Genomic DNA, 21,273 nt, shown 5'->3' with positions numbered 1-21,273 from the left:
ATGAAGAAGAATAAAAAACGAGAATTCCAGTCCTCTGAATTGGTAAAAGCTTTTGCAAAAATTCATGGTTTTGAAGGTAAATTATTAGCTTTTGAAATCAAAGACTTTCTTGAAGACTATCTAGACGAAAGTCTTTTCACCGAAATAAAAAGCGTGAATATTGAAGATAAATGTATTATTATCGAAATAGATTCACCTCTTTTAAAAAACGATTTTAAAATGCGAAAAAGCTTTTATTTAAAGAAATTTCAGGCAAAATTTGGGGAAGACAAATTTAATGATCTTCAGATTTTGTAGAAACTGTATTGCTCATTAATTCGTCTGCTTTTTTATCTAATCTTGAACGTAATGGCAAAAAGAATTTTAAAGGATGCTTCATGAAATATTTGAAGATTTCTTTATAAATCTCACTTACCTGTCCAAAGTTTAGCTTTCTAGATCTGAACGCCAAAAACATTGACAAACTGAAACTCACCAAGAAATTAAAGAATCCTATCAAAAATACAGTTACAAACGAGATCCAGAAAGTATACAAATCAATAGAGAAATCCTTTCCATAAAGACCAAGCGCAAAATTACCCGCAGCAAAAGTAATGTGTCGAATATCTAAATCTAATCCGAAGAACAAGCCAACCGGAGCTGTTGCACCAAGAAAAACCCCAAACCAGAAGTTTGAAGCTATTCCCGCCCAGTTTTTAGCGTAATATTTTGACAAACTTTTTGCAAATTTTCTACCAAAAATTCTTCTTATAGAAATATTCTTAGCAATCCTTTCCGGTATCTGATAAAAGACAGAATTATTACCTATATTTCCTGAAATAATCCCAGAAATAAAAAGATAAAAACCAGCTATACTTGCATGTAAAATAGCTTTAGATTTAAACGGATCTAAATCTTTCAGTAATTTATCTGATTTGTCGGTTGCCAAATTCTGAGAGAAAAACACATCCAATCCATAAATTATTGCCAAAGCAATAGGAAACGACAGTAAAACATTCCCTACAAATGCAATAAATTGGCTTCGAAATAATTTTGAAACCAAATGAGCAAATTCTGTATTATTTTTTTTGTTATTTCCTTCTTCCGATAAAACTTTGGTCATGGTTGCAGCCGTCATCGCCGGCTGTTTTGTCGCCAAAGTAAAGCCCATAAGATAAATCATAATAAATCCCATCGCATAATTCAGGGAATATAAGAATGCATGTGAAAAATCACTTCCGGGAACATATCCGTAAAGCATTTTCAAGACACACAATGCTCCTACAATAATACCACCACCACTTGCTTTATAGAACATACTCATATATTCTTTTCGGCTTGAAGTAATATAATGAGTTCCCGTTTCTGCTGTGTGATTTGTAATAAGATGAGAAATTAATCTTGTACTATCATTGATTAATTCTGTAATATTATTTTTATGAGATTTGTAACTTAAAATATTAAAAATCAACTGTTTTGATTTGATAGAAACATCTTTTTCTTCATCAACAATAAGCAACTGAACGATTTCAAAAATTCTTTGTATCTGTTGACGAATTTTTAGAAGAGATTGGTTGATTTTCCCTGAAATACCATATTTAGATGAGTTTTTGAAAGCAATATTTACAAATTCAAGACATTGCTCAATATATATTTTTATTTGTTTGTATCGGCTGTCTTTAGAACTTAACTGATTAATAATATTTTTATTGAATTCATCAGCAAGATTTTCCAACTCGTTCTGTAACGCTAAAAACGGATTATCAAAATTTCGATATTCCGGAGCCATTCTCACTACTTCAACTTCCAACGCTGCTCCTGTCACACGCCAAGAAAGGATATTCATGGCAAAAATCAGTTCTTTTTTTACATTTGGCTTTCTAATAAAATCAGAAATTTCAAGAATATTGAAAAATTCATCAATCTCATTTTCAGGAAGATTATGAAGATAATTTAAATCTTTTTTAGGACTCAAACTTACATTATCAATCATATACCAAACCGTCTTTTCATTAACAACCGGAGGTAAAATCGTATTAATAATCCTTTTTTTAAGTTCGGGAAAGAAAGCATTCTCTGATAAAACATTAGCTTCTGTCAAAGATAAATTGAAAGATTTTTCTTCAAAAATATGATGAATATAATGTTTAAAATTTTCAGTAATAACAGGATTATTTCTGAAAAAATTAAGAACATCAGTAAAATCAGCTCTTTTAACACTATCTAAAAACTCTGCAAAAGGGTCAAGAGAAAGTGTTTCGTTCTTAAATGAAAAGTATTTTTTAAGAACCGAATCAAAACTTATACTGGAATTAAAAAATTTCATTAGTACAAAGATACTATTTCAAACTTACATTCCTCATTTGTCTCATGATCCAATTGTGCTTCTTCCTTAAATATGCAGAAGGATTTTTGGGATCATACTTCTTCGGATTGGGTAAAACGGTAGCAATCCAAGCTGCTTCAGAAGTTGTAAGATCTTTAGATTGTTTTCCAAAATAATATTCGGCCGCTGCTTCTACGCCAAAAACTCCCTGCCCCATTTCTATTGAATTCAGATACCTTTCCAGAATAACATCTTTGCCCCAAGCTTTTTCAATAATAAAAGTATAAACTGCTTCCAACCCTTTTCTAAACCAGCTTCTGCCCTGCCAAAGAAAAATATTTTTAGCCGTTTGTTGTGAAATCGTACTTCCTCCTCTTATTTTTTTCCCTTTTTCATTATGCTCCATTGCTTTTTCAATAGCAGTATAATCAAAACCATTATGGATAAAGAATTTTTGGTCTTCAGAAGCAATTACGGCTCTCTTTACATTATTTCCCATTTCATCATAAGAAATATAGTCTCTTTTCAGCTTACCATATTCAAAAAGCCCTCCAATTTGAGTGATTGTAATAGGCGGATTGAAGAATCTCCCCCAAACAACAAATACTACATTGAGTACCAAAACTATAAACAGAAATTGTTTAATTTTTTTCCACATAATATTAAAAAGAAAGTACAAAAATAAGGAAATCTGTCGAGTTATTTTAATTCTGACATATAAGTGAATTGCTTATCGGTTAAAAGTTCAGGATGAAAAATTTTAATATAATCTTGTAAAACAAGGTCACATCTTACCACTCCGCTTTCATAAAAATCGTTTGCATTTTGCTTTACTTTATGAGCAACTCCGTAAACTTTACCTTTTTTGAAAACCTCTAGTTTATTGTAAAACTGATTAACATTCTCCATTTCTTTTTTGGATGTATGACTTCCGGCATTTACCCAATATTGAACCTGAGAAGATTTAGCAAAAACTTCTTCAAAACTCATTGTAACAGCCTTTTCGTCATTATTATCCTTTAAAATATAATGAGCATTAGCATCAGAAATATAATTAGCCAAAGACGTTTTTCCACCAGGAAGATACCAAATATCACCATACATTTCATTCGCTAAAACGATTGGTTTTACAGATGACTTTGCTGCTAATTGCTTTAAACTATTGTAGTTTTTTTCAATTTCATGATACTTTGCTTCTGCCTCTTTATCTTTTCCAAGCAGTTTACCAAAAAGTTTGATATATCCTGTTTTTTCTAACGGTTTCTGTTCTAAGTATTCATCTAAAAAAATAACCTGAATTCCGTTATTTCTAAGTAATTCATAAGTATTATCAAAACTTGCAACATGATTTGTGAAAATGGCATCCGGTTTTAAGGAAATAATTTTTTCAACATCATATTTCTGCTCATTTCCCACATACTGAATTTTACCTTCCTTAATTAAATTTTGAATCTTTTCCGAATAAATATATTCAGGGCTCGAAACTCCTACGATAAGATTCTCAGCATCTAATTCAGAAATATATCCTATCAAACTTGCATTCAACATAACAATTTTCTTAAAAGGAACCTGTTCTGACCTAAAACTATAAGTATAATTCCCTGATTTCACCTCCAAAACGTTCGTATTCTCTTTATATTGAACCTTTTTTGATATTGAGATCCAATCCGACGACATTTTTTTTTGTTCTCTTTTACAGGAGTTTAGCGTAAAAAATGCTATTAATAGTAAAATTCTTAGCTTCATCTTTCAAAGAAAAGAAAAAAGTGCTATATTTGCAAACCTTAAAACAACAAGGAAACAACGGGCTCGTGGCGCAACTGAATAGCGCATCTGATTACGGCTCAGAAGGTTACAGGTTTGAATCCTGTCGAGCTCACCAAAAGCCAAATGGCGTCACTTAAAGATAAGTGACGCTTTTTTATTCCTTTTAAAATGATTAATATTTTCATCCACAAAAAACATAAAGATTTCTTAAATAGAAATATAGCTACATTATAAAATGGAAAACTTCGCAAAACGCGAGTTTTTTTTATTTACATTCGCAAAGTTACAAAATTCGCAGAGCGGGGAGTCATCATCAATCATATTAAACTTTCCAATGCAAATATTGAAATCGTCATCGCTAATACTGAACCAAACACCACCAACTTTGAAGTTGAAATAGCCATCACTAAATTTGAGACATGACCAGAAGAAGCTGAAGTTGTAGAAGTATACTTAAAGGCTATTCTTACGTTTTTACCTAAGAAATTAAGTTATATAAAAACATGTATTCATATTAAATTAAAGACTGGTATAAATCAACAATTATTTTTTATTTAAATTTGCACCTTTAATTTTTAAAATACACACATGAGAAAAAGTTTAATTTACAACACATCACCTATTTCAAAAAGCTCAAACACTTTCAAAAACATTAATTTATAATTAGTCTGACATTTTTGGTGCATATATTGTATAAAGCTAGACTTAACAATCAATTATATAAAATTTGTTTTTTTAGATTAAAAGTTAATCAGTAAATCGGGATTAATAATCAGAAATAAATTATTTTAAACAAACAACAATTCAGTTTAACATAATAATTCCATTCAAACTCATGAAAAACCCCACTAATAAAGAGTTAACTTAATAAACTATATTAAATAAAATAAGTAATATTGATAATTTAAACATTATTGATATTAAAAAAAATTGTTACTTTTGCTTTAGGTAATAAAGGCTAATTTTAGGAGTTTTTATTATTAAAATGAAGTACACCAATTATATAAAACATTAAAACCCAGTCAAATGAGAAAAATACTTCTACTATTTACTTGTATGTTCGGTATTTCTGTATTTTCACAAATAAAAATATTGAAAAACGAAACTTTGGTGGAAATTGGTAAAGATAATTCCGTTGGTTTATATAAAAAAGACGATAAATTCACAATCAATTATCAAGATATTAATACCAGTAATCTCAATACCATTCGATCATTTTCTTTTTTAAACCTAAATTCTGATGTCGAGAGTTTATACAAATTGATTTCTGATGGTTTTATCGACCCTCCAATTGGAAATACTACTTTGGAACTTCCCAATGATATCGTTGAACTCCATTTTGAAAAAAATTATGGTCAGCCCACTGTTCAGTTTATTCAATTCATCAATAAGAACAGAAAATACGTAGGGAAATCGCAATTTTTGAATAAAAAACAAATTGATAAGATTTTCGGAAAATCTACAGGAAAGTCTGCACTGTACGACAAACCGACTACCATTAACAATGTAAACTCTTCAAAACCAAACTCAAGTCAAGCCTCTGCAGCAACTCCTGCATCTAGTGGTAAAGACAAAAAATCAAAAAAATAATTTTAATTTTTAAAAATATACTAAACTCATTCTATCGGATGAGTTTTTTATTTTTATTTTTGTGAAAAAGATTGTTAAAAATATGTCTCTTCAAATAAACAATTTAACCAAGAAATTCGGTGAACAAATTGCACTTAATAATATTAATATTTCAATAGAAAAAAATGAAATTATTGGTCTTCTAGGGCCGAATGGAGCTGGTAAATCAACTCTGATGAAATCTATTGTTGGTGCTTTAAAAATTGATGAAGGTGAAATAATTTTTAATAATAGAAATATTTCTGAACACGAAATCGAAAGCAAGAAAAAAATAGGTTTTTTACCTGAAAATAATCCTTTATATCTGGAAATGTATGTGAAAGAATATCTGCAATTTGTCGCAAATATTCATAAAATTTCGGCATCGAGAGTAGATGAAGTTATAGAATTGGTTGGAATTACACCAGAGAAATCTAAAAAAATCGGACAGCTTTCTAAAGGTTACAAACAGCGTGTGGGTCTCGCTCAGGCAATTATACATCAACCGGATTTACTGATTCTTGACGAGCCGACAAATGGTCTAGATCCAAACCAAATTCTTGAAATAAGAAATGTTGTAAAAGAAATCGGGCAACAAAAAACTGTTTTACTTTCGACACATATCATGCAGGAAGTAGAAGCCCTTTGTTCTCGCGTTATTCTTATTCACAAAGGGAACATTCTTCAAGATTGTCCTATTGATGAATTTAAAGGGAAATTTAGCAGCTTAGAAGAAGCTTTTGCCAATTATACCCAATCTGTAGAAATAGCGCATAACTAAAAAAATAAAAAACTCTCGTTTCAGGACGAGAGTTTTGTTTTTATGTACCGGATGGTTTTAAAGCCGTGTAAAAACCACTATCTTCAAAACTGTCTTTGGCTGCATTATAGCCAATATTAAATATTTCTTCTAAACGGTCTTTTTTCCTTTCAAATGTTCCGTAACTTGACAATTCCTGAGAAGAAATAAACCAGTCACAATAATCAAACTTTATTTTTTCTATCCTGTAAGAAAGCAGGTCATAAGAACGGGAAACAATAGCTTTAATCGACTTCAAATCATTGATTTGAATTTCATGAGGCGGAGATACAAAAATACCTATCAGTTTATCACAATCTTCACGAATAATATCTGCCGGAAAATTGTTCAGCACTCCTCCATCACAATACATTTCATCATTCAAAATATAAGGTGTTGCTATCCCCGGAATAGAGCATGAAGCAATAATAGCATCCATCACTTTAAAATCTTCATCAAAAATTTTTTCTGTTCCAGAAACCAGTCCTGTTGCTACAATTTTCAGTTCTTTATCTAAATCTCCAATTTTCATATCTTTAAAAATTGGTCTTAAATAATTTTTAAAAATCACTGAAGAAACCAATCCCGGCTGATTGAAAGTAAAATGCTTCCAGTTAAAAAAATAAATCGAATTAAAGAACTCTAAAATTTCTTCGGGTGTTTTACCTACTGCATACAGTGAACCAACGATAGAACCAGCACTACAACATGCTAAAATATCAGCATTGATATTCTTTTCATTTAAAAATTTTAAAACTCCCGCATGTGCAATACCTTTTGTTCCTCCACCAGATAATACTAATCCTATTTTTTCACTTTCCATAGATTAAAATTAAGAAAAGAGTATGATAAACTCAGATTAATTTTTATAAATATGATAAATTTAAAATTCTTCCAACAAAAAACCACAGAAAAAATCTGTGGTTTATATTTTATTTTGATATAATGTTTAAATATGAATAACTTCTCCGTAAGCAGCAGCAGCAGCTTCCATGATAGCTTCAGAAACTGTTGGATGCGGGTGAACAGATTTAATGATTTCATGACCTGTTGTCTCAAGTTTTCTTGCTACAACAGCTTCAGCAACCATATCAGTTACTCCTTCACCGATCATGTGGCAACCCAACCATTCGCCATATTTAGCATCGAAAATAACTTTGATGAAACCATCTGTATTTCCGTTAGCAGTAGCTTTTCCACTTGCAGAAAGAGGGAATTTACCAACTTTAATTTCATATCCTTTTTCTTTAGCCTGCTTCTCTGTAAGACCGACAGAAGCAACTTCAGGGTGACAATAAGTACATCCAGGAATATTACCGTAGTCAATTTTCTCAACGTGCATTCCTTTGATTTTCTCCACACAAGTAATACCTTCCGCTGAAGCAACGTGCGCTAAAGCCTGAGTTGGGATAATATCACCGATTGCATAATAACCAGGAACAGAAGTTTCGTACCATTCGTTTACTAACACTCTTCCTTTATCTATCTGGATTCCAACTTCTTCTAATCCGATGTTTTCAATATTTGCAGCGATACCTACAGCAGATAATAAAATATCAGCTTCAAGAGTAATATTTCCGTTTGCTGTTTTTACATTAGCTTTCACTCCGTTTCCGCTTGTATCAACACTTTCTACAGAAGCATTAGTCATAATTTCGATTCCTGATTTTTTCAAAGATTTTTCTAAGTGTTTAGAAATTTCTTCATCCTCAACAGGAACGATGTTTGGCATAAATTCTACAATAGTCACTTTTGTACCCATTGTATTATAAAAATCAGCAAATTCTACTCCGATAGCTCCAGAACCTACAACAATCATAGATTTTGGCTGCTCAGGAAGAGATAATGCTTGTCTGTATCCTATTACTTTTTTACCATCTTGAGGCAAGTTTGGTAATTCTCTAGAACGAGCTCCTGTTGCGATGATAATATGATTTGCTGAATATTCAGTTACTTTTCCGTCTTTATCTGTAACAGAAACTTTTTTACCTTTTTGCACCTTTGCTGTACCCAAAATCACATCAATCTTGTTCTTTTTCATCAAGAACTCAATTCCTTTACTCATTTTAGAGGCAACACCACGGCTTCTCTGAATTACGTTCGGAAACTCAAAACTAGCTTCCACTTTGTTCAAACCATAATCTTCAGCATGATTGATATAATGAAATACCTGAGCAGACTTCAATAAAGCTTTAGTCGGAATACATCCCCAGTTAAGGCAAATTCCCCCTAAATTTTCTTTTTCGATAATTGCAGTTTTAAAACCTAATTGTGACGCTCTAATAGCTGTAACATATCCACCAGGACCACTTCCGATGACAATAATATCGTAATTCATTAGTTTAAAATTTTTATGCGAATGTAAGGAAAATTATTGGATGTATAATAGTTGTAAGAATTTACCATACAATGCATAACTTATTAAAAACACATGAATTTTAAACAAAAAAAGAGAGCATAAAACACTCTCTTTTTCAATAAATTTTATTTTTAATTAAAAATTTTACAAATTCATGAATATAGAAATTTAACAATTTTGATTTCAGGATTTGCAAAAAATCTCTTTCATTACAATTTTTTAAGCAATTTTTTCTGACTCTGGTATTTATCAGTTAAAGCCTTTAACTGGTCTCGTTTCATTTGCTTTGTAGCAAGCGGATGTTCCAAAATCAGTTTCTTTTCTGCATTATACCTTTTGTCTAATTCTTTTCTTTTATGCTCTATTAATTCTTTTTTTGTTGGATGTGGTGGAAGTTTTTGAGCTGAAATAGTCATTGACAATCCAACTAATAATAGTATTGATACAAAAAACTTTTTCATGACATTTATTTTATTGAATGAATTCAACTGATTAATTATCAAACAAATTCATTCGGTTCACAATAAATATTACATATATCATGCCGTATTTAACTGATAAACATTACCATTAATTTTCAATCTTTATCCATAAAAGTTAAAATCAATTTCCATTTTTCTATTTTTCTTTCAAAAGATATCGTGTGCAGCGGACTTGTAGAAGGCATTAAATGAATAGGAACCTGAAAATCTTTTCCTAACATTTTCTTCAAACTTTTATACGATTTTCCTCCATTACAAAATATTGCTTTGATATTGGGATATTCTTTTAAAAGCTCTGGAATTTGATTAGCTTCTTCATTTCTAATTTCGGAATCAAGACTTCCTTTTCTCTCACAAGAATCGATAACATCCCAAAGTGCAATACGATTTTGTTGAATAACCTGAATTCGCTGATTATAATCTTCCGTAAATTCTTCTTGGAACAATTCGAAAATGATTCTCCAAAATTTATTCTGAGGATGAGCATAATATTGCTGCATTTCCAAAGATTTCACTCCCGGAATTGAACCCAAAATCAAAATTTTAGAATCCTGATTAATAATGGGAGCAAAAGACGAAATTCTGTTTTGCATAATTCAAATATAACAATTAGGCTAAAATCTTTAAAAATACCACATAAAAAAACGGGCTAGATAACCCGTTACTATTGATTTTTTATTTTTTTAAAATAATTATTAAGAACCACCCCGTCAAAAATTGAAAATTTTTGACACCCCTCCAAAGAGGGGAATTTTATTTACAATGTTTCTTTTAACCAATCGAAAAATTCTCTTTGCCAAACCAAACCATTTTGTGGATGCAATACCCAGTGATTTTCGTTCGGGAAATAAACTAATTTAGATTTAAGGCCTTTCAGTTTAGCAGCCTGGAACGCTTCCTGCCCTTGCTCATAACCTACCCTGAAATCAATTCCGCCTTGAAAAATCATGATTGGTTTGTTCCATTTATCAACAAAATTACTCGGGTTAAACTCTGTATATGCTTTTGGAAGAGGTTTTTCCCAAGGCGAACCCAAATCCCAGTTGGCAAACCAAAGTTCCTCAGTTGTCAGATACCAAGATTTCATATCAAACAATCCGTCGTGAGCTATGAAAGTTTTGAATCTGTTTTCGTGAATTCCTGCTAACATAAATACACTATATCCTCCATAACTTGCTCCTACAGCCGCTACTCTTTCACCGTCTACATAAGGTAAAGTTTTAGCAAAATCTGTTGCTGCAAGATAATCTCTCATAGGTTGTCCTCCCCAATCTCTTGAGATTTCCTCATTCCACTTTGTACCCCAACCCGGCATTCCTCTTCTGTTTGGTGCAACTACAATATAACCATTTGCTGCCATTAAAGAAAAGTTCCATCTTGTGCTGAAAAATTGTGTTAAAGCAGATTGTGGACCTCCCTGACAATACACTAATGTCGGATATTTTTTATTCGGGTCAAAATTAGGTGGATAATGGAACCAAACTCCCATTTCTTTTCCATCTGAAGTTTTCACCATCTTAAGTTCAGATTTCCCTTGATTAAGATTTGCATAAACCTCTTTATTTACATCAGTAACTTGCTTTAATTCTCCGTTTTTAATGTTAACAGAAAATATTTCAGAAGCATGATTAATGTCTGTTTTAGAAACTAATAATGAGCTTTTTTGGTCAGCAAAAATTTCATTGATGTCAAAATCTCCTTTTGTGAGTTGCTGAACTTTAGAACTCTTTGTATCTAATGAAAATAATTGTTTAGTACCTCTGAATGCTGCTGTAAAATAGATTGCTTTAGAATCTGCACTCCAGAAAACATCTCCGGAAACACTTTCATCCCAACCACTCGTTAAGTTTGATATTTTTCCAGATTTCCAATCCATTAATTTAATATCGTTCTTGTCTGCTTCATAGCCGTCTCTAGCCATACTTTGCCAGATTAAAGACTTTCCGTCAGGACTGAATTTTGGGTTTACATCATATCCTTTATTAGATTCTGTGAGGTTTTTTGTTGTTCCTGAAGCCAAATCATAAGCAAAAATATCTGTATTGGTACTTGTTGCGTATTCTTTCCCGCTTTTGGGTTTGGTAACATATAAAAGTTGTGCAGAATCTGGGCTCCAGATAAAATCTTCTGCTCCTCCGAAAGGTCTTTGAGGAGAATCCCAAGTTTTACCTTCCAATAAATCTTTTGCAGCATCTACACTTTTTGATGTTTCAACCACAAAAACATGATTGTATTTTCCTTCATTAAAATAGTCCCAATGTCTATGGTTCAGGTCTGTATAAACTTGTGCGGTAGTTTTGGGTGTATCTGCATATTTATCTTTACCCATTAATTTTTCCACCAAAACCTGCTTACTGAAAGCTATTTTTTTACCATCCGGAGAAATTACGATATTATCAACTTCTCCGACTGTGTAAAAATCTGACCAAGTTTTACCGTTATCTTTCGAAAGAAAAATTTTATCGCCTTCCTGAGCGTAAATCCCGTTTTTATCCCACTGAATAAGTGCTTTTTTTCCGAAATCTATTTTTACTGATTGATGATTAAGAACGTTTAAGAAATAGTTCTCATTTTTTGTTTTTTCAGTTTTGAGATCTACTTGCCCTACTTTATAAATAAGCGAAGACTGATCTGGCGAAACTGCCTGTACTCCTACTTTTTTCAAAGTCCAAAGAATTTCAGGCGTCATTACTTGTTGTGCATTCATTAAAAGCGGAGCTGCCAAAGCCAGCAGACTGTACTTAAGTTTCATAAATTCTTGTTTAATTCAACGATTGCCAAAGTTAATATTTCTCATAAAAATTACCGAAAAAATTAACATTTAGTTTTCAAATTGATAAAAAATAAAAAATCCATCAATTAAATTGACGGATTTTTTTATCATTAAAGTTAAATCTTAAATTAATCTTTATCTGAAAACATAGAGTTTGCCAAAGATGTAATAATGGAAAGCAAAATACTGAATACAAAAGCCCACCAGAAACCATCTACAACCATTCCATCTATGAAATAATCAGCAATAAGAACAATTGCAGCATTGATTACCAAAGCAAAAAAACCTAACGTTAAAATCGTAAGAGGTAATCCGAAAAGACTTAAAATCGGTTTAACAACCAGGTTTAAAACCCCTAAAACAATAGCAAAAATAATGGCTGTAGCAAAACCTTCGAAATGTACACCAGGTAAAACTTTAGTTAAAAGAAATGCAACTACTGCAGTTACAAGCAATCGGACGATTAAGTTCATAGTATTATTTTTTATAATTGATTTTATCTTACAAAACCTATTCCATTTAGAACAAAATACGGCTTTAATAGAGTATTCTTGATAATTTTCAGCTTATTTAATTTTCATCATCGTAACTAAAGAAGTTGCGACGTGAGTTTCCGAACCTTCTTCGTCATCCATAACATAGATTTCTGTTCGTATAACACTTATTTTTGAACCTCCTTTTATCACATAAGATTTTGAAACCAAAGCATCACCGATTGCAGGTCTTAAATAATTGACTTTCAACTCCACAGTCACAACATAACAATCTTTTTCATAATGGCTTACCGCAGCATATCCTGAAGAAACATCAACTAAAGATGCTATCATCGCTCCGTTGAACATTCCTGCTTTTCTGGTCATTAATTCCATTTTAGGAATTTTGATAGAAACAAAGTCCGTTTCTACTTCCAACAATTCTGCTTTATAAAATTTTAAAATTTCAGAACGAGCGAAGCTATCTGTAATGAGTTGTCTTTTTTCAGGTGTCATTTTTTGAATTTAAAATGTAAATGTAATGACAAAATTTTAGAAATGCTTTTGGTATTAAATAGATGCTAGCATGACAAATCGCCAATACTATTCGTTAATTACACAAGATGTATGTTGAAGTTTTCATCCATCGATAAAACACCTTCTATCAAACTTTCGGGATGTGTACTAAAGCCCTTTAGTTTTGAAGTTTTTCCTTTTAAAACTAAATCCATCAGCTGTTTATCTGAAATCTTCTTACCAAAAATTTCAAAAGTTATCTTAAATCCACAATTTTTAAAATCTGAACATCCTACTGCTGTTTTCCCTTTCATTAAATAATGTTCTTTACATTTTGGGCATTGGGTTTCTTCCCAAGACTGAAGCTCTTTTTTTGCAGAAGGTTCTCTTTTTTTCTTTTCTTTAACCACTTCTTTTTCATCCTGCAAAGCAATTACTTTCGCTTTACCATCGATTACTTTTCTGGTTAAATCTGTCACCATTTGAATTAATTCTTCCTTAAACTGATTAGCTTCATATTCACCACTTTCAATTTTACGAAGTTTTAATTCCCACTCACCTGTTAATTCTGGACTTTTCAAGAGTTCATCTTCAATAGTATCTATTAATTCGATTCCTGTTTGGGTAGCAAACAAGTTTTTTCTTTTCTTTTCAATATATTTTCGTTTGAAAAGAGTTTCAATAATATTAGCTCGGGTTGAAGGTCTTCCGATACCATTATTTTTCAACAATTCCCGAAGTTCCTCATCTTCCACCTGTTTTCCTGCGGTTTCCATCGCTCTCAACAATGTTGCTTCTGTATACGGTTTTGGAGGAGACGTTTTTCCCTGATGAATCATTGGTTGATGTGGACCTGTTTCTCCCACTGTAAATTCAGGAATGGTTTGCTCTTCTTCTTTATTTTTATCCGCAGACTCTTCTTTAGGCTCTTTATCATAAACAGCTCTCCAACCAGGTTCTAAAATCTGTCGTCCGCTTGTCTTGAAAGGAATTGTTCCGACTTTTCCCTCGACTAAAGTATTTGAGATTTTACATTCAGGATAAAAAACAGAGATAAAACGCTTGGCAACAAGGTCATAAATCAACTTTTCTTCCCTGCTTAAATTTTGAGAAGGCGGAATTTCCGTAGGAATTATCGCATGGTGATCTGTTACTTTAGTATCATCAAAAACTGCTTTCGTTTTCAGAATCGGTTGTTCTAACAATGGAGCAACTAATTCCTGATAAAAATACATTTTACGAAGAATTCCCTCTATTTTAGGATAAAGACTTTCTGATAAATAAGTGGTATCAACACGCGGATAAGTCACATGTTTTTTTTCATACAAACTTTGGATATATTTCAAAGTATTTTCCGCAGAGTAGCCATATTTTTTATTGGCTTCAACCTGAAGCCCCGTCAAATCAAATAATCTTGGATTTTTTTCTTTTCCTTCTTTGATTTCAAAAGAAACAATTTCAAAAGGATTTACTTTAAGATATTCTAACCCTTTTTCGGCTCTATCCAAAGTTTTTAATCTGTCGATTGCAGCATTAAAAACAACATCTCGATATTTAGTTTTAAGTTCCCAATATTCTTCTGTTGTAAAAGAATCTATTTCTTTCTGACGCTGAACCAGCATTGCCAAAGTTGGCGTTTGTACCCTTCCAATGGAAAGGACGGCTTTATTTCCTCCGAATTTTTTGGTAAAAAGTCGGGTTGCATTGATTCCCAACAGCCAATCTCCTATCGCCCTTGCATTTCCTGCAAGATATAGATTTTTATAATCTTCAGCAGGTTTTAAACTTGCAAAACCCTCTTTAATAGCTTCTTCGGTAAGAGACGAAATCCATAAACGCTGAACAGGTTTATTGCATTTAGCTTTCTGCAAAACCCAGCGTTGTATCAGCTCTCCTTCCTGCCCGGCATCCCCACAGTTGATAACCTCATCACATTCCTCAACCAATTTTTCTATTACTTTAAACTGATTTTCAACTCCTTTATTCGGAATCAGTTTAATTCCAAAATTTTGTGGAATAATGGGTAAAAAAATTAAATTCCATGATTTGAATTGAGGACCATAATCATGAGGCTCTTTCAGGGTACAAAGATGACCGAACGTCCATGTTACACAATATCCATTCCCTTCCATATAGCCTTGTTTAGACGTAGTTGCACCTAATACTTTGGCGATATCTCTGGCTACACTTGGTTTTTCGGCAATACAAAGTTTCATGAATATTCTGAATTATTGAAGGAGTGCAAAATTCGGGATTTTTTTTGACTTTAGCCTAGTTTCAATCTATGATGATGATTCCAAATAATGTTAATAATTGAAAACTTGACTGTTATAAAAAAGCTCCCTTACTAAAGAGAGCTTTTCAAAAAATCATTACATTTTTACAATCCTTCTTTAAACCAAACATCATTATATTCTTCCGGATGACGCTTGAATTGAGCATGAACATAAGGACAAAGAGGTACAATTTTCAAGTCATTTTTTCTTGCATAAGAAACTAATTTTTCCAGTAATAATTTCGCAAAGCCTCTCCCTTCATATTCTGGATTAACTTCTGTATGATAAACCGTTAGTTTATTTCCTATTACCGATATATCCATTTTTCCAGCTTTATTGTCATCCGAAAAAAGCTGTACTTCTCCTTTCACATTTCCTAAAACAACTTCTGTTCTTTCCATTATTTTATTCTTTTTAAATTGATAGTTTAAAGTTAGGTTTCTTATTATTTCTAAATCATGATCTATGATAAGTTCGGAAGGTAAAAAAAGACTAAATCACAGCCAACACTAACAATATATAATTTTTCGACATTCCAAACCTACTAAAAAAACAACTGAAAATCAGAATGATAAACAACATTAATAAAATTTAACATAAATAAAGTCCACTTTTTTAGTAGACTAAAGAAATTTATGTCTTATATTTGCATCCGTATTCAGGATATAATAAAAAATGAAAACTAATTTTAAGAATAGTTCAATGGCAAAAAACATCATTAATACAATGATGATGTATTGTAGTATGCCAAAAATCAGATATTCTCATGGTTGACCTTATTTATTTATGACATATTTCTAAAGGCTTTACCATGTTGTAGAGCCTTTTTTGTTTAAATAAGAATAATAAAATGATAGAGATAAAAAATATTATAAAAACTTTTCATCAGAAAAAACAGTCTTTCAGAGCTTTGGATAATGTAAGCCTTAGTATCGAACAAGGTGATATTGTCGGAATTATCGGATTTTCGGGAGCTGGAAAAAGTACACTAATCAGAACAGTAAATTTGCTGGAAAAACCTGATAGCGGTGAAATTATAATCAACGGAAAAGATTTCACAAAATTAAATTCTAAGCAATTAGCAAAAGAGCGAAAGAAAATCGGAATGATTTTTCAGCATTTCAATTTACTTTCTTCAAGAACCGTTTTTGAAAACATTGCCCTTCCTTTAGAATTAGACAACGTTAACAAGGCTGAAATTAACAGAAAAGTAAATGATTTATTGAAAATTGTTGGTTTGGAAGATAAAAAAGATGAATATCCAAAAAATCTTTCGGGAGGACAAAAACAAAGAGTAGCAATTGCCAGAGCTCTGGCAAACGACCCTTACCTCCTACTTTGTGATGAAGCAACGAGTGCACTAGATCCTGCAACAACACAATCCATTTTACAGTTATTAAGAGATATCAACCTAAGATTAGGAATTACAATTTTACTAATAACCCACGAAATGGAAGTCATCAAAACGGTCTGTAACCATGTTGCAGTAATAGACAAAGGGAAACTTTTAGCAAAAGGAACTTTAAGTGAAATTATTTCAAATAAAGAGAATCCTATTATCAAACAATTTTTAAACTCAAGTGAAATGACTATACCTCAAGAACTAAATAAAAAACTCCAAAAAGCTCCGCAAGAAGGATTATTTCCGCTTGTTGAAGTTGAAGTTGATGAGCATGTATCTGTTGAAGAATTACTTTCAATAGTTTATGATAAATATAAAATTCCGTACAAACTTTTGAAGGCAGATGTTGAATATCTTGGAGATTCCAACTTCGGAAAATTATTGTTACAGCTTCAGGGTGATGAAGAAGAAAACCAACAAGCTATCTATTATTTCAATCAAAACAAAATTCAAAATACAGTAAGAGGATATGCTTAGTGATACGGTAATCTCGCTTTTATCAAAGGGAGTTTGGGAGACAATCTATATGACATTTGTGTCAGGATTTTTCGGGTTTGTTTTAGGATTACCCATCGGAATTCTTTTGTTTCTGACTAGAAAAGGACAATTATTGGAAAATGTAGTTTATAATAGAACCCTATCTATTTTAGTTAATATTTTTCGTTCCATACCATTCATTATTTTGATTGTATGGATGATTCCGTTTACCAGAAGTTTAGTAGGAACATCTATTGGTATGAATGCAGCATTAGTTCCATTGAGCATTGGTGCAGCTCCTTTTATTGCAAGACTGGTAGAAAACAGCCTTTTGGAAGTTCCCAACGGTTTGATTGAAACAGCTAGGGCTTTGGGTGCTACTCCATTTCAGATTATCAAAAAAGTTTTGCTTCCAGAAGCGCTTCCTTCATTAATTAATAATGCCACGATTACACTCATCACTTTAGTTGGATATTCAGCTATGGGAGGAACTGTTGGAGCTGGTGGATTGGGACAAATCGGGTATCAATACGGATATATCGGTTATGATGCGGTAATTATGAATCTTGTTTTAGGATTACTCGTTGCAATCGTTTTTATCATTCAGTTTTCAGGTGATAGACTGGCAAAAAGATTTGACCACCGTTAAAATTCAATTCAAACAAAAATAATATGACTAAGATTTGTCACCAAAACATTAACAAAAGAAAATAATTTATCATGAAAAAAATAAAAATTTTAGGTATATTCACTGCTGGTTTGTTGCTATTATCAGCTTGTAATTCTCCAAAGAAAGATGATGCTGATTATATTAAAATAGGTATCACATCAGGGCCAGAACAGGAAATTGCGGAAACCGCAAAAAAAGTAGCCAAAGAGAAATACAACCTCGATGTAGAACTTGTTTCCTTTAATGATTATGTAGTTCCGAATGAATCCTTAAACAATGGTGATATTGATGCCAACGCCTTCCAACATGTTCCATATCTAGATGAACAGTCAAAACAAAGAGGTTATAAATTAGCTGTTGTTGGAAAAACGTTTGTATATCCGATTGTTGCTTATTCAAAAAAGATAAAAAGCATCAATGAACTTCAGAACGGAAGTACAATCGTCATTCCTAATGACCCGACAAATGGAGGACGTTCATTGCTTCTATTACAAAAAAACGGATTATTAAAATTAAAAGACGGTGTCGGATTATTACCAAAAGTAACGGATATTACTGAAAATCCTAAACAACTGAAAATTCTTGAAATTGAAGCACCGCAATTACCCCGAGTTTTAGATGACAAAGAAGTCGTTATTGCTATTATTAATAACAATTTTGCAGCACAAGCAGGATTAGATGCAGAAAAACAAGGTATTTTTAAAGAAGATAAAGACTCTCCTTATGTCAACATTATTGCATCAAGAATTGATAATCAAAACTCTAAAAAAGTTAAAGATTTTGTACAGGCATATCAGTCTGATGAAGTTGCCAAAAAGGCAGAAGAAATCTTCAAAGGAGGAGCTGTAAAAGGCTGGAAATAATCAAATTTTCTATTATTATATATTTTGACATCGTTTCAGGTCTTTTTTCTGAAACGATGTCTTTTTATTTAAAATCTTAAAAAAAACAAGATTAATAAAAATTCATATTTTCTCAATTTGAGATAATAATATTTTTACTTATTTTTATTTTTAATCAATAAAAAGATTTTTATGTTAAAGAAAACTACCATAGTAAGTTTATTTTCTATAATTTCAGCTTCTTACATGGCTCAGAATACTACTCTACCAGTTTATCTAGATGAATCAAAATCTATTGAACAGCGCGTTCAGGATGCCCTTTCCAGAATGACTTTAGAAGAAAAAATTGCAATGATCCATGCTCAGTCAAAATTCAGTTCACCGGGCGTACCAAGGTTGGGAATCCCTGAATTTTGGACAACTGACGGACCTCATGGAGTTCGTCCCGAAGTAATGTGGGACGAATGGGATCAAGCAGGTTGGACGAATGATTCAATTATTGCTTATCCTGCTCTTACTGCACTTTCAGCCACTTGGAACAAAAAAATGTCCTGGAACTATGGTAAAGCTCTGGGTGAGGAAGCCCGTTACAGAAAAAAAGACATTCTTTTAGGACCAGGAGTAAATATTTACAGAACACCACTTAACGGAAGAAACTTCGAATATATGGGTGAAGACCCTTATTTAACTTCAAAAATGGTAGTTCCTTACATTCAGGGAGTACAATCAAATGGTGTTGCTACTTCTGTGAAGCATTTTGCTCTTAATAATCAGGAAATGTTCCGCCACACAAGCAATGTGATTATAGATGACAGAACTTTACACGAAATTTATCTTCCACCATTCAAAGCTGCGGTTACAGAAGGTGATTCTTGGACGATAATGGGTGCTTATGATTATTATAAAGGTCAAATTGCAAGTCATAACAAATACCTCATCAATGATATTTTAAAAGGAAAATGGGGATACAAAGGCGTAGTTGTTTCTGATTGGGGAGCTGCGAATAATACGGAACAAGCCATTCACAACGGGCTTGACCTAGAATTTGGAAGCTGGACAAATGGACTTTCTGAAGGAAACTCTAATGCATATGACAGTTATTATTTAGCTAAACCTTATTTAAAACTTATTAAAGAAGGAAAAGTAGGCACAAAAGAACTTGACGACAAAGTTACCAGAGTTCTTCGTTTAGCTTATAAAACAACGATGAACAAGAACAAACCTTTCGGAAATATTGCTTCTGAAGAACATAAAGCAATTGCTAAAGAAATCGGAGAAGAAGGAATTGTTCTATTGAAAAACCAAGGAAATGTACTTCCTATTGACATCAATAAAACTAAAAAAATTGCCGTAATTGGTGAAAATGCCATCAAAATAATGACTGTCGGCGGAGGTTCTTCTTCATTAAAAGTAAAATATGAAACCTTACCTTTAGACGGGATTAAAGCAAGATTCGGGAAGCAATCTGATGTACAATTCGCGAGAGGTTATGTTGGAGATATCGGAGGAGAATACAATGGCGTAAAATCTGGTCAGAATTTAAAAGACGATCGTTCACCACAAGAATTATTAAATGAAGCCATAGAATTGGCAAAAAAATCTGATTACGTAATTTTCGTGGGAGGATTAAACAAAGCTGATTTTCAAGATAGTGAAGGAAATGACAGAAAAAGTTATGGCTTACCTTACAATCAAGATAATGTAATTTCTGCTTTAGCGAAAGTCAATAAAAATCTTGCGGTAGTTTTAGTTTCAGGAAATGCAGTTGCAATGCCTTGGCTCAATGAAGTTCCTACAATTGTACAGGCTTGGTATTTGGGTTCTGAAGCCGGAAACTCCATCGCTTCAATTTTGGCGGGAGATGCCAATCCTTCAGGAAAACTTCCTTTCACCTTTCCTGTAAAACTTGAGGACAATTCTGCTCATCAATTAGGAGAATATCCGGGAAACAAAGCAGAATTAGCAGCAGGAAAAGGAAAAGACCAAAAAAACATTATTAACATTAAATATAATGAAGGTATTTTGGTTGGATATCGTTGGCATGATACTAAAAAAATCAAACCGTTATTCAGTTTCGGACATGGTTTGAGCTATACAACTTTTGAATTCGGAAAAGCTAAAGCCGATAAAACAACCATTTCTCAAGACGACAAAATTACTTTTACAGTTTCGGTAAAAAATACAGGAAAAAAAGCAGGTGCAGAAGTAGCCCAGCTTTATATTTCTGATGTAAAATCATCTGTTCAAAGACCAGCAAAAGAATTAAAAGGTTTTGAAAAAGTATATTTAAATCCAGGGGAAGAAAAAGAAGTAAACTTCACGATTGATAAAACTGCTTTAAGCTTCTATGACGCAGAAAAACAAGATTGGGTTGCTGAAGCCGGAGATTTTGAAGCACAAATCGGAAATTCTTCAGACAGCATTAAAACTAAGGTAAAATTTACTTTAAAATAATTATTATCAAACAAAAAACCCCAGACTTCAAATGAAGTCTGGGGTTTTTTATACATTTTATTTAAGTTCT

General features: G+C 32.2%; 19 protein-coding genes and 1 tRNA gene. 8 read left to right on the top strand and 12 right to left on the bottom strand.

Annotated features, from left to right (window positions below; translation table 11 throughout):
* On the top strand, positions 1-297 hold the full coding sequence (locus tag OH806_RS10425) for a hypothetical protein (RefSeq protein WP_264743618.1): 297 nt from the start codon (positions 1-3) through the stop codon (positions 295-297).
* On the opposite strand, the gene OH806_RS10420 is transcribed toward OH806_RS10425, so the two are convergent.
* Genes OH806_RS10420 through OH806_RS10410 form a run of 3 tightly spaced genes read right to left on the bottom strand, consistent with a single transcriptional unit; the run spans position 275 to position 3,982 of the window.
* On the bottom strand, positions 275-2,305 hold the full coding sequence (locus OH806_RS10420; RefSeq protein ID WP_264743617.1) for a site-specific recombinase: 2,031 nt from the start codon (positions 2,303-2,305) through the stop codon (positions 275-277). The genes OH806_RS10425 and OH806_RS10420 overlap by 23 nt on opposite strands.
* Positions 2,306-2,318: 13 nt before the next feature.
* Positions 2,319-2,963 (bottom strand): monofunctional biosynthetic peptidoglycan transglycosylase, encoded by a 645-nt coding sequence (gene mtgA, locus OH806_RS10415; RefSeq protein WP_264743616.1) that lies wholly within the window; start codon positions 2,961-2,963, stop codon positions 2,319-2,321.
* Positions 2,964-3,004: 41 nt separating this feature from the next.
* A complete protein-coding gene (locus OH806_RS10410) occupies positions 3,005-3,982 on the bottom strand; it encodes an ABC transporter substrate-binding protein (RefSeq protein ID WP_264743615.1) in 978 nt (325 codons plus the stop codon).
* Between the two features lie 128 nt (positions 3,983-4,110).
* Here OH806_RS10410 and OH806_RS10405 point away from each other — a divergent pair.
* From OH806_RS10405 to OH806_RS10395, 3 genes are all read left to right on the top strand, one after another.
* Positions 4,111-4,187 (top strand) — tRNA-Arg (locus tag OH806_RS10405).
* Positions 4,188-5,098: 911 nt separating this feature from the next.
* Positions 5,099-5,662: a hypothetical protein gene (locus OH806_RS10400; RefSeq protein ID WP_264743614.1), complete on the top strand. Its 564-nt coding sequence runs from the start codon at positions 5,099-5,101 to the stop codon at positions 5,660-5,662.
* Between the two features lie 82 nt (positions 5,663-5,744).
* On the top strand, positions 5,745-6,461 hold the full coding sequence (locus tag OH806_RS10395) for an ABC transporter ATP-binding protein (RefSeq protein ID WP_264743613.1): 717 nt from the start codon (positions 5,745-5,747) through the stop codon (positions 6,459-6,461).
* Positions 6,462-6,501: 40 nt separating this feature from the next.
* Here OH806_RS10395 and OH806_RS10390 read toward each other — a convergent pair whose 3' ends face one another.
* From OH806_RS10390 to OH806_RS10350, 9 genes are all read right to left on the bottom strand, one after another.
* The gene (locus tag OH806_RS10390; RefSeq protein ID WP_264743612.1) at positions 6,502-7,302 is read right to left on the bottom strand and encodes a patatin-like phospholipase family protein; all 801 of its coding nucleotides are present in this window, start codon (positions 7,300-7,302) and stop codon (positions 6,502-6,504) included.
* Between the two features lie 126 nt (positions 7,303-7,428).
* Entirely contained in the window at positions 7,429-8,817 is a 1,389-nt protein-coding gene (lpdA, locus tag OH806_RS10385; RefSeq protein WP_264743611.1) for a dihydrolipoyl dehydrogenase, read from the bottom strand.
* Positions 8,818-9,047: 230 nt separating this feature from the next.
* On the bottom strand, positions 9,048-9,299 hold the full coding sequence (locus OH806_RS10380) for a hypothetical protein (RefSeq protein WP_264743610.1): 252 nt from the start codon (positions 9,297-9,299) through the stop codon (positions 9,048-9,050).
* Between the two features lie 116 nt (positions 9,300-9,415).
* Complete coding sequence (locus OH806_RS10375; protein WP_264743609.1) at positions 9,416-9,913, bottom strand: DNA-deoxyinosine glycosylase; 498 nt, start codon at positions 9,911-9,913, stop codon at positions 9,416-9,418.
* Positions 9,914-10,077: 164 nt separating this feature from the next.
* Positions 10,078-12,072: a S9 family peptidase gene (locus OH806_RS10370; protein WP_264743608.1), complete on the bottom strand. Its 1,995-nt coding sequence runs from the start codon at positions 12,070-12,072 to the stop codon at positions 10,078-10,080.
* A gap of 149 nt (positions 12,073-12,221) precedes the next feature.
* Positions 12,222-12,566, bottom strand: a complete 345-nt coding sequence (locus tag OH806_RS10365) for a phage holin family protein (RefSeq protein ID WP_264743607.1) — start codon at positions 12,564-12,566, stop codon at positions 12,222-12,224.
* 93 nt (positions 12,567-12,659) lie between these two features.
* On the bottom strand, positions 12,660-13,082 hold the full coding sequence (locus OH806_RS10360; protein ID WP_264743606.1) for a PaaI family thioesterase: 423 nt from the start codon (positions 13,080-13,082) through the stop codon (positions 12,660-12,662).
* 98 nt (positions 13,083-13,180) lie between these two features.
* Positions 13,181-15,298 (bottom strand): type IA DNA topoisomerase, encoded by a 2,118-nt coding sequence (locus OH806_RS10355; protein WP_264743605.1) that lies wholly within the window; start codon positions 15,296-15,298, stop codon positions 13,181-13,183.
* Positions 15,299-15,462: 164 nt separating this feature from the next.
* A complete protein-coding gene (locus OH806_RS10350) occupies positions 15,463-15,759 on the bottom strand; it encodes a GNAT family N-acetyltransferase (RefSeq protein ID WP_264743604.1) in 297 nt (98 codons plus the stop codon).
* A 449-nt stretch (positions 15,760-16,208) separates the two neighbouring features.
* On the opposite strand from OH806_RS10350, the gene OH806_RS10345 reads away from it, so the two are divergent.
* From OH806_RS10345 to OH806_RS10330, 4 genes are all read left to right on the top strand, one after another.
* Positions 16,209-17,237 carry a methionine ABC transporter ATP-binding protein gene (locus OH806_RS10345; RefSeq protein ID WP_264743603.1) on the top strand — a complete coding sequence of 343 codons (1,029 nt, stop codon included), beginning with the start codon at positions 16,209-16,211 and terminating at the stop codon, positions 17,235-17,237.
* On the top strand, positions 17,230-17,886 hold the full coding sequence (locus tag OH806_RS10340; protein WP_264743602.1) for a methionine ABC transporter permease MetI: 657 nt from the start codon (positions 17,230-17,232) through the stop codon (positions 17,884-17,886). The genes OH806_RS10345 and OH806_RS10340 overlap by 8 nt, the downstream gene beginning before the upstream one ends.
* Positions 17,887-17,957: 71 nt before the next feature.
* Positions 17,958-18,770, top strand: coding sequence for a methionine ABC transporter substrate-binding lipoprotein MetQ (gene metQ, locus OH806_RS10335; protein ID WP_264743601.1), 813 nt, complete (start codon positions 17,958-17,960; stop codon positions 18,768-18,770).
* A 171-nt stretch (positions 18,771-18,941) separates the two neighbouring features.
* Positions 18,942-21,203, top strand: coding sequence for a glycoside hydrolase family 3 C-terminal domain-containing protein (locus tag OH806_RS10330; RefSeq protein ID WP_264743600.1), 2,262 nt, complete (start codon positions 18,942-18,944; stop codon positions 21,201-21,203).
* Positions 21,204-21,273: the final 70 nt, after the last annotated feature.

Source organism: Chryseobacterium oryctis, from assembly GCF_025971925.1.
Classification (GTDB): domain Bacteria; phylum Bacteroidota; class Bacteroidia; order Flavobacteriales; family Weeksellaceae; genus Chryseobacterium; species Chryseobacterium oryctis.
The sequence above is the reverse complement of the archived record's forward strand: the minus strand, read 5'-3'. Positions and strand labels throughout refer to the sequence as shown.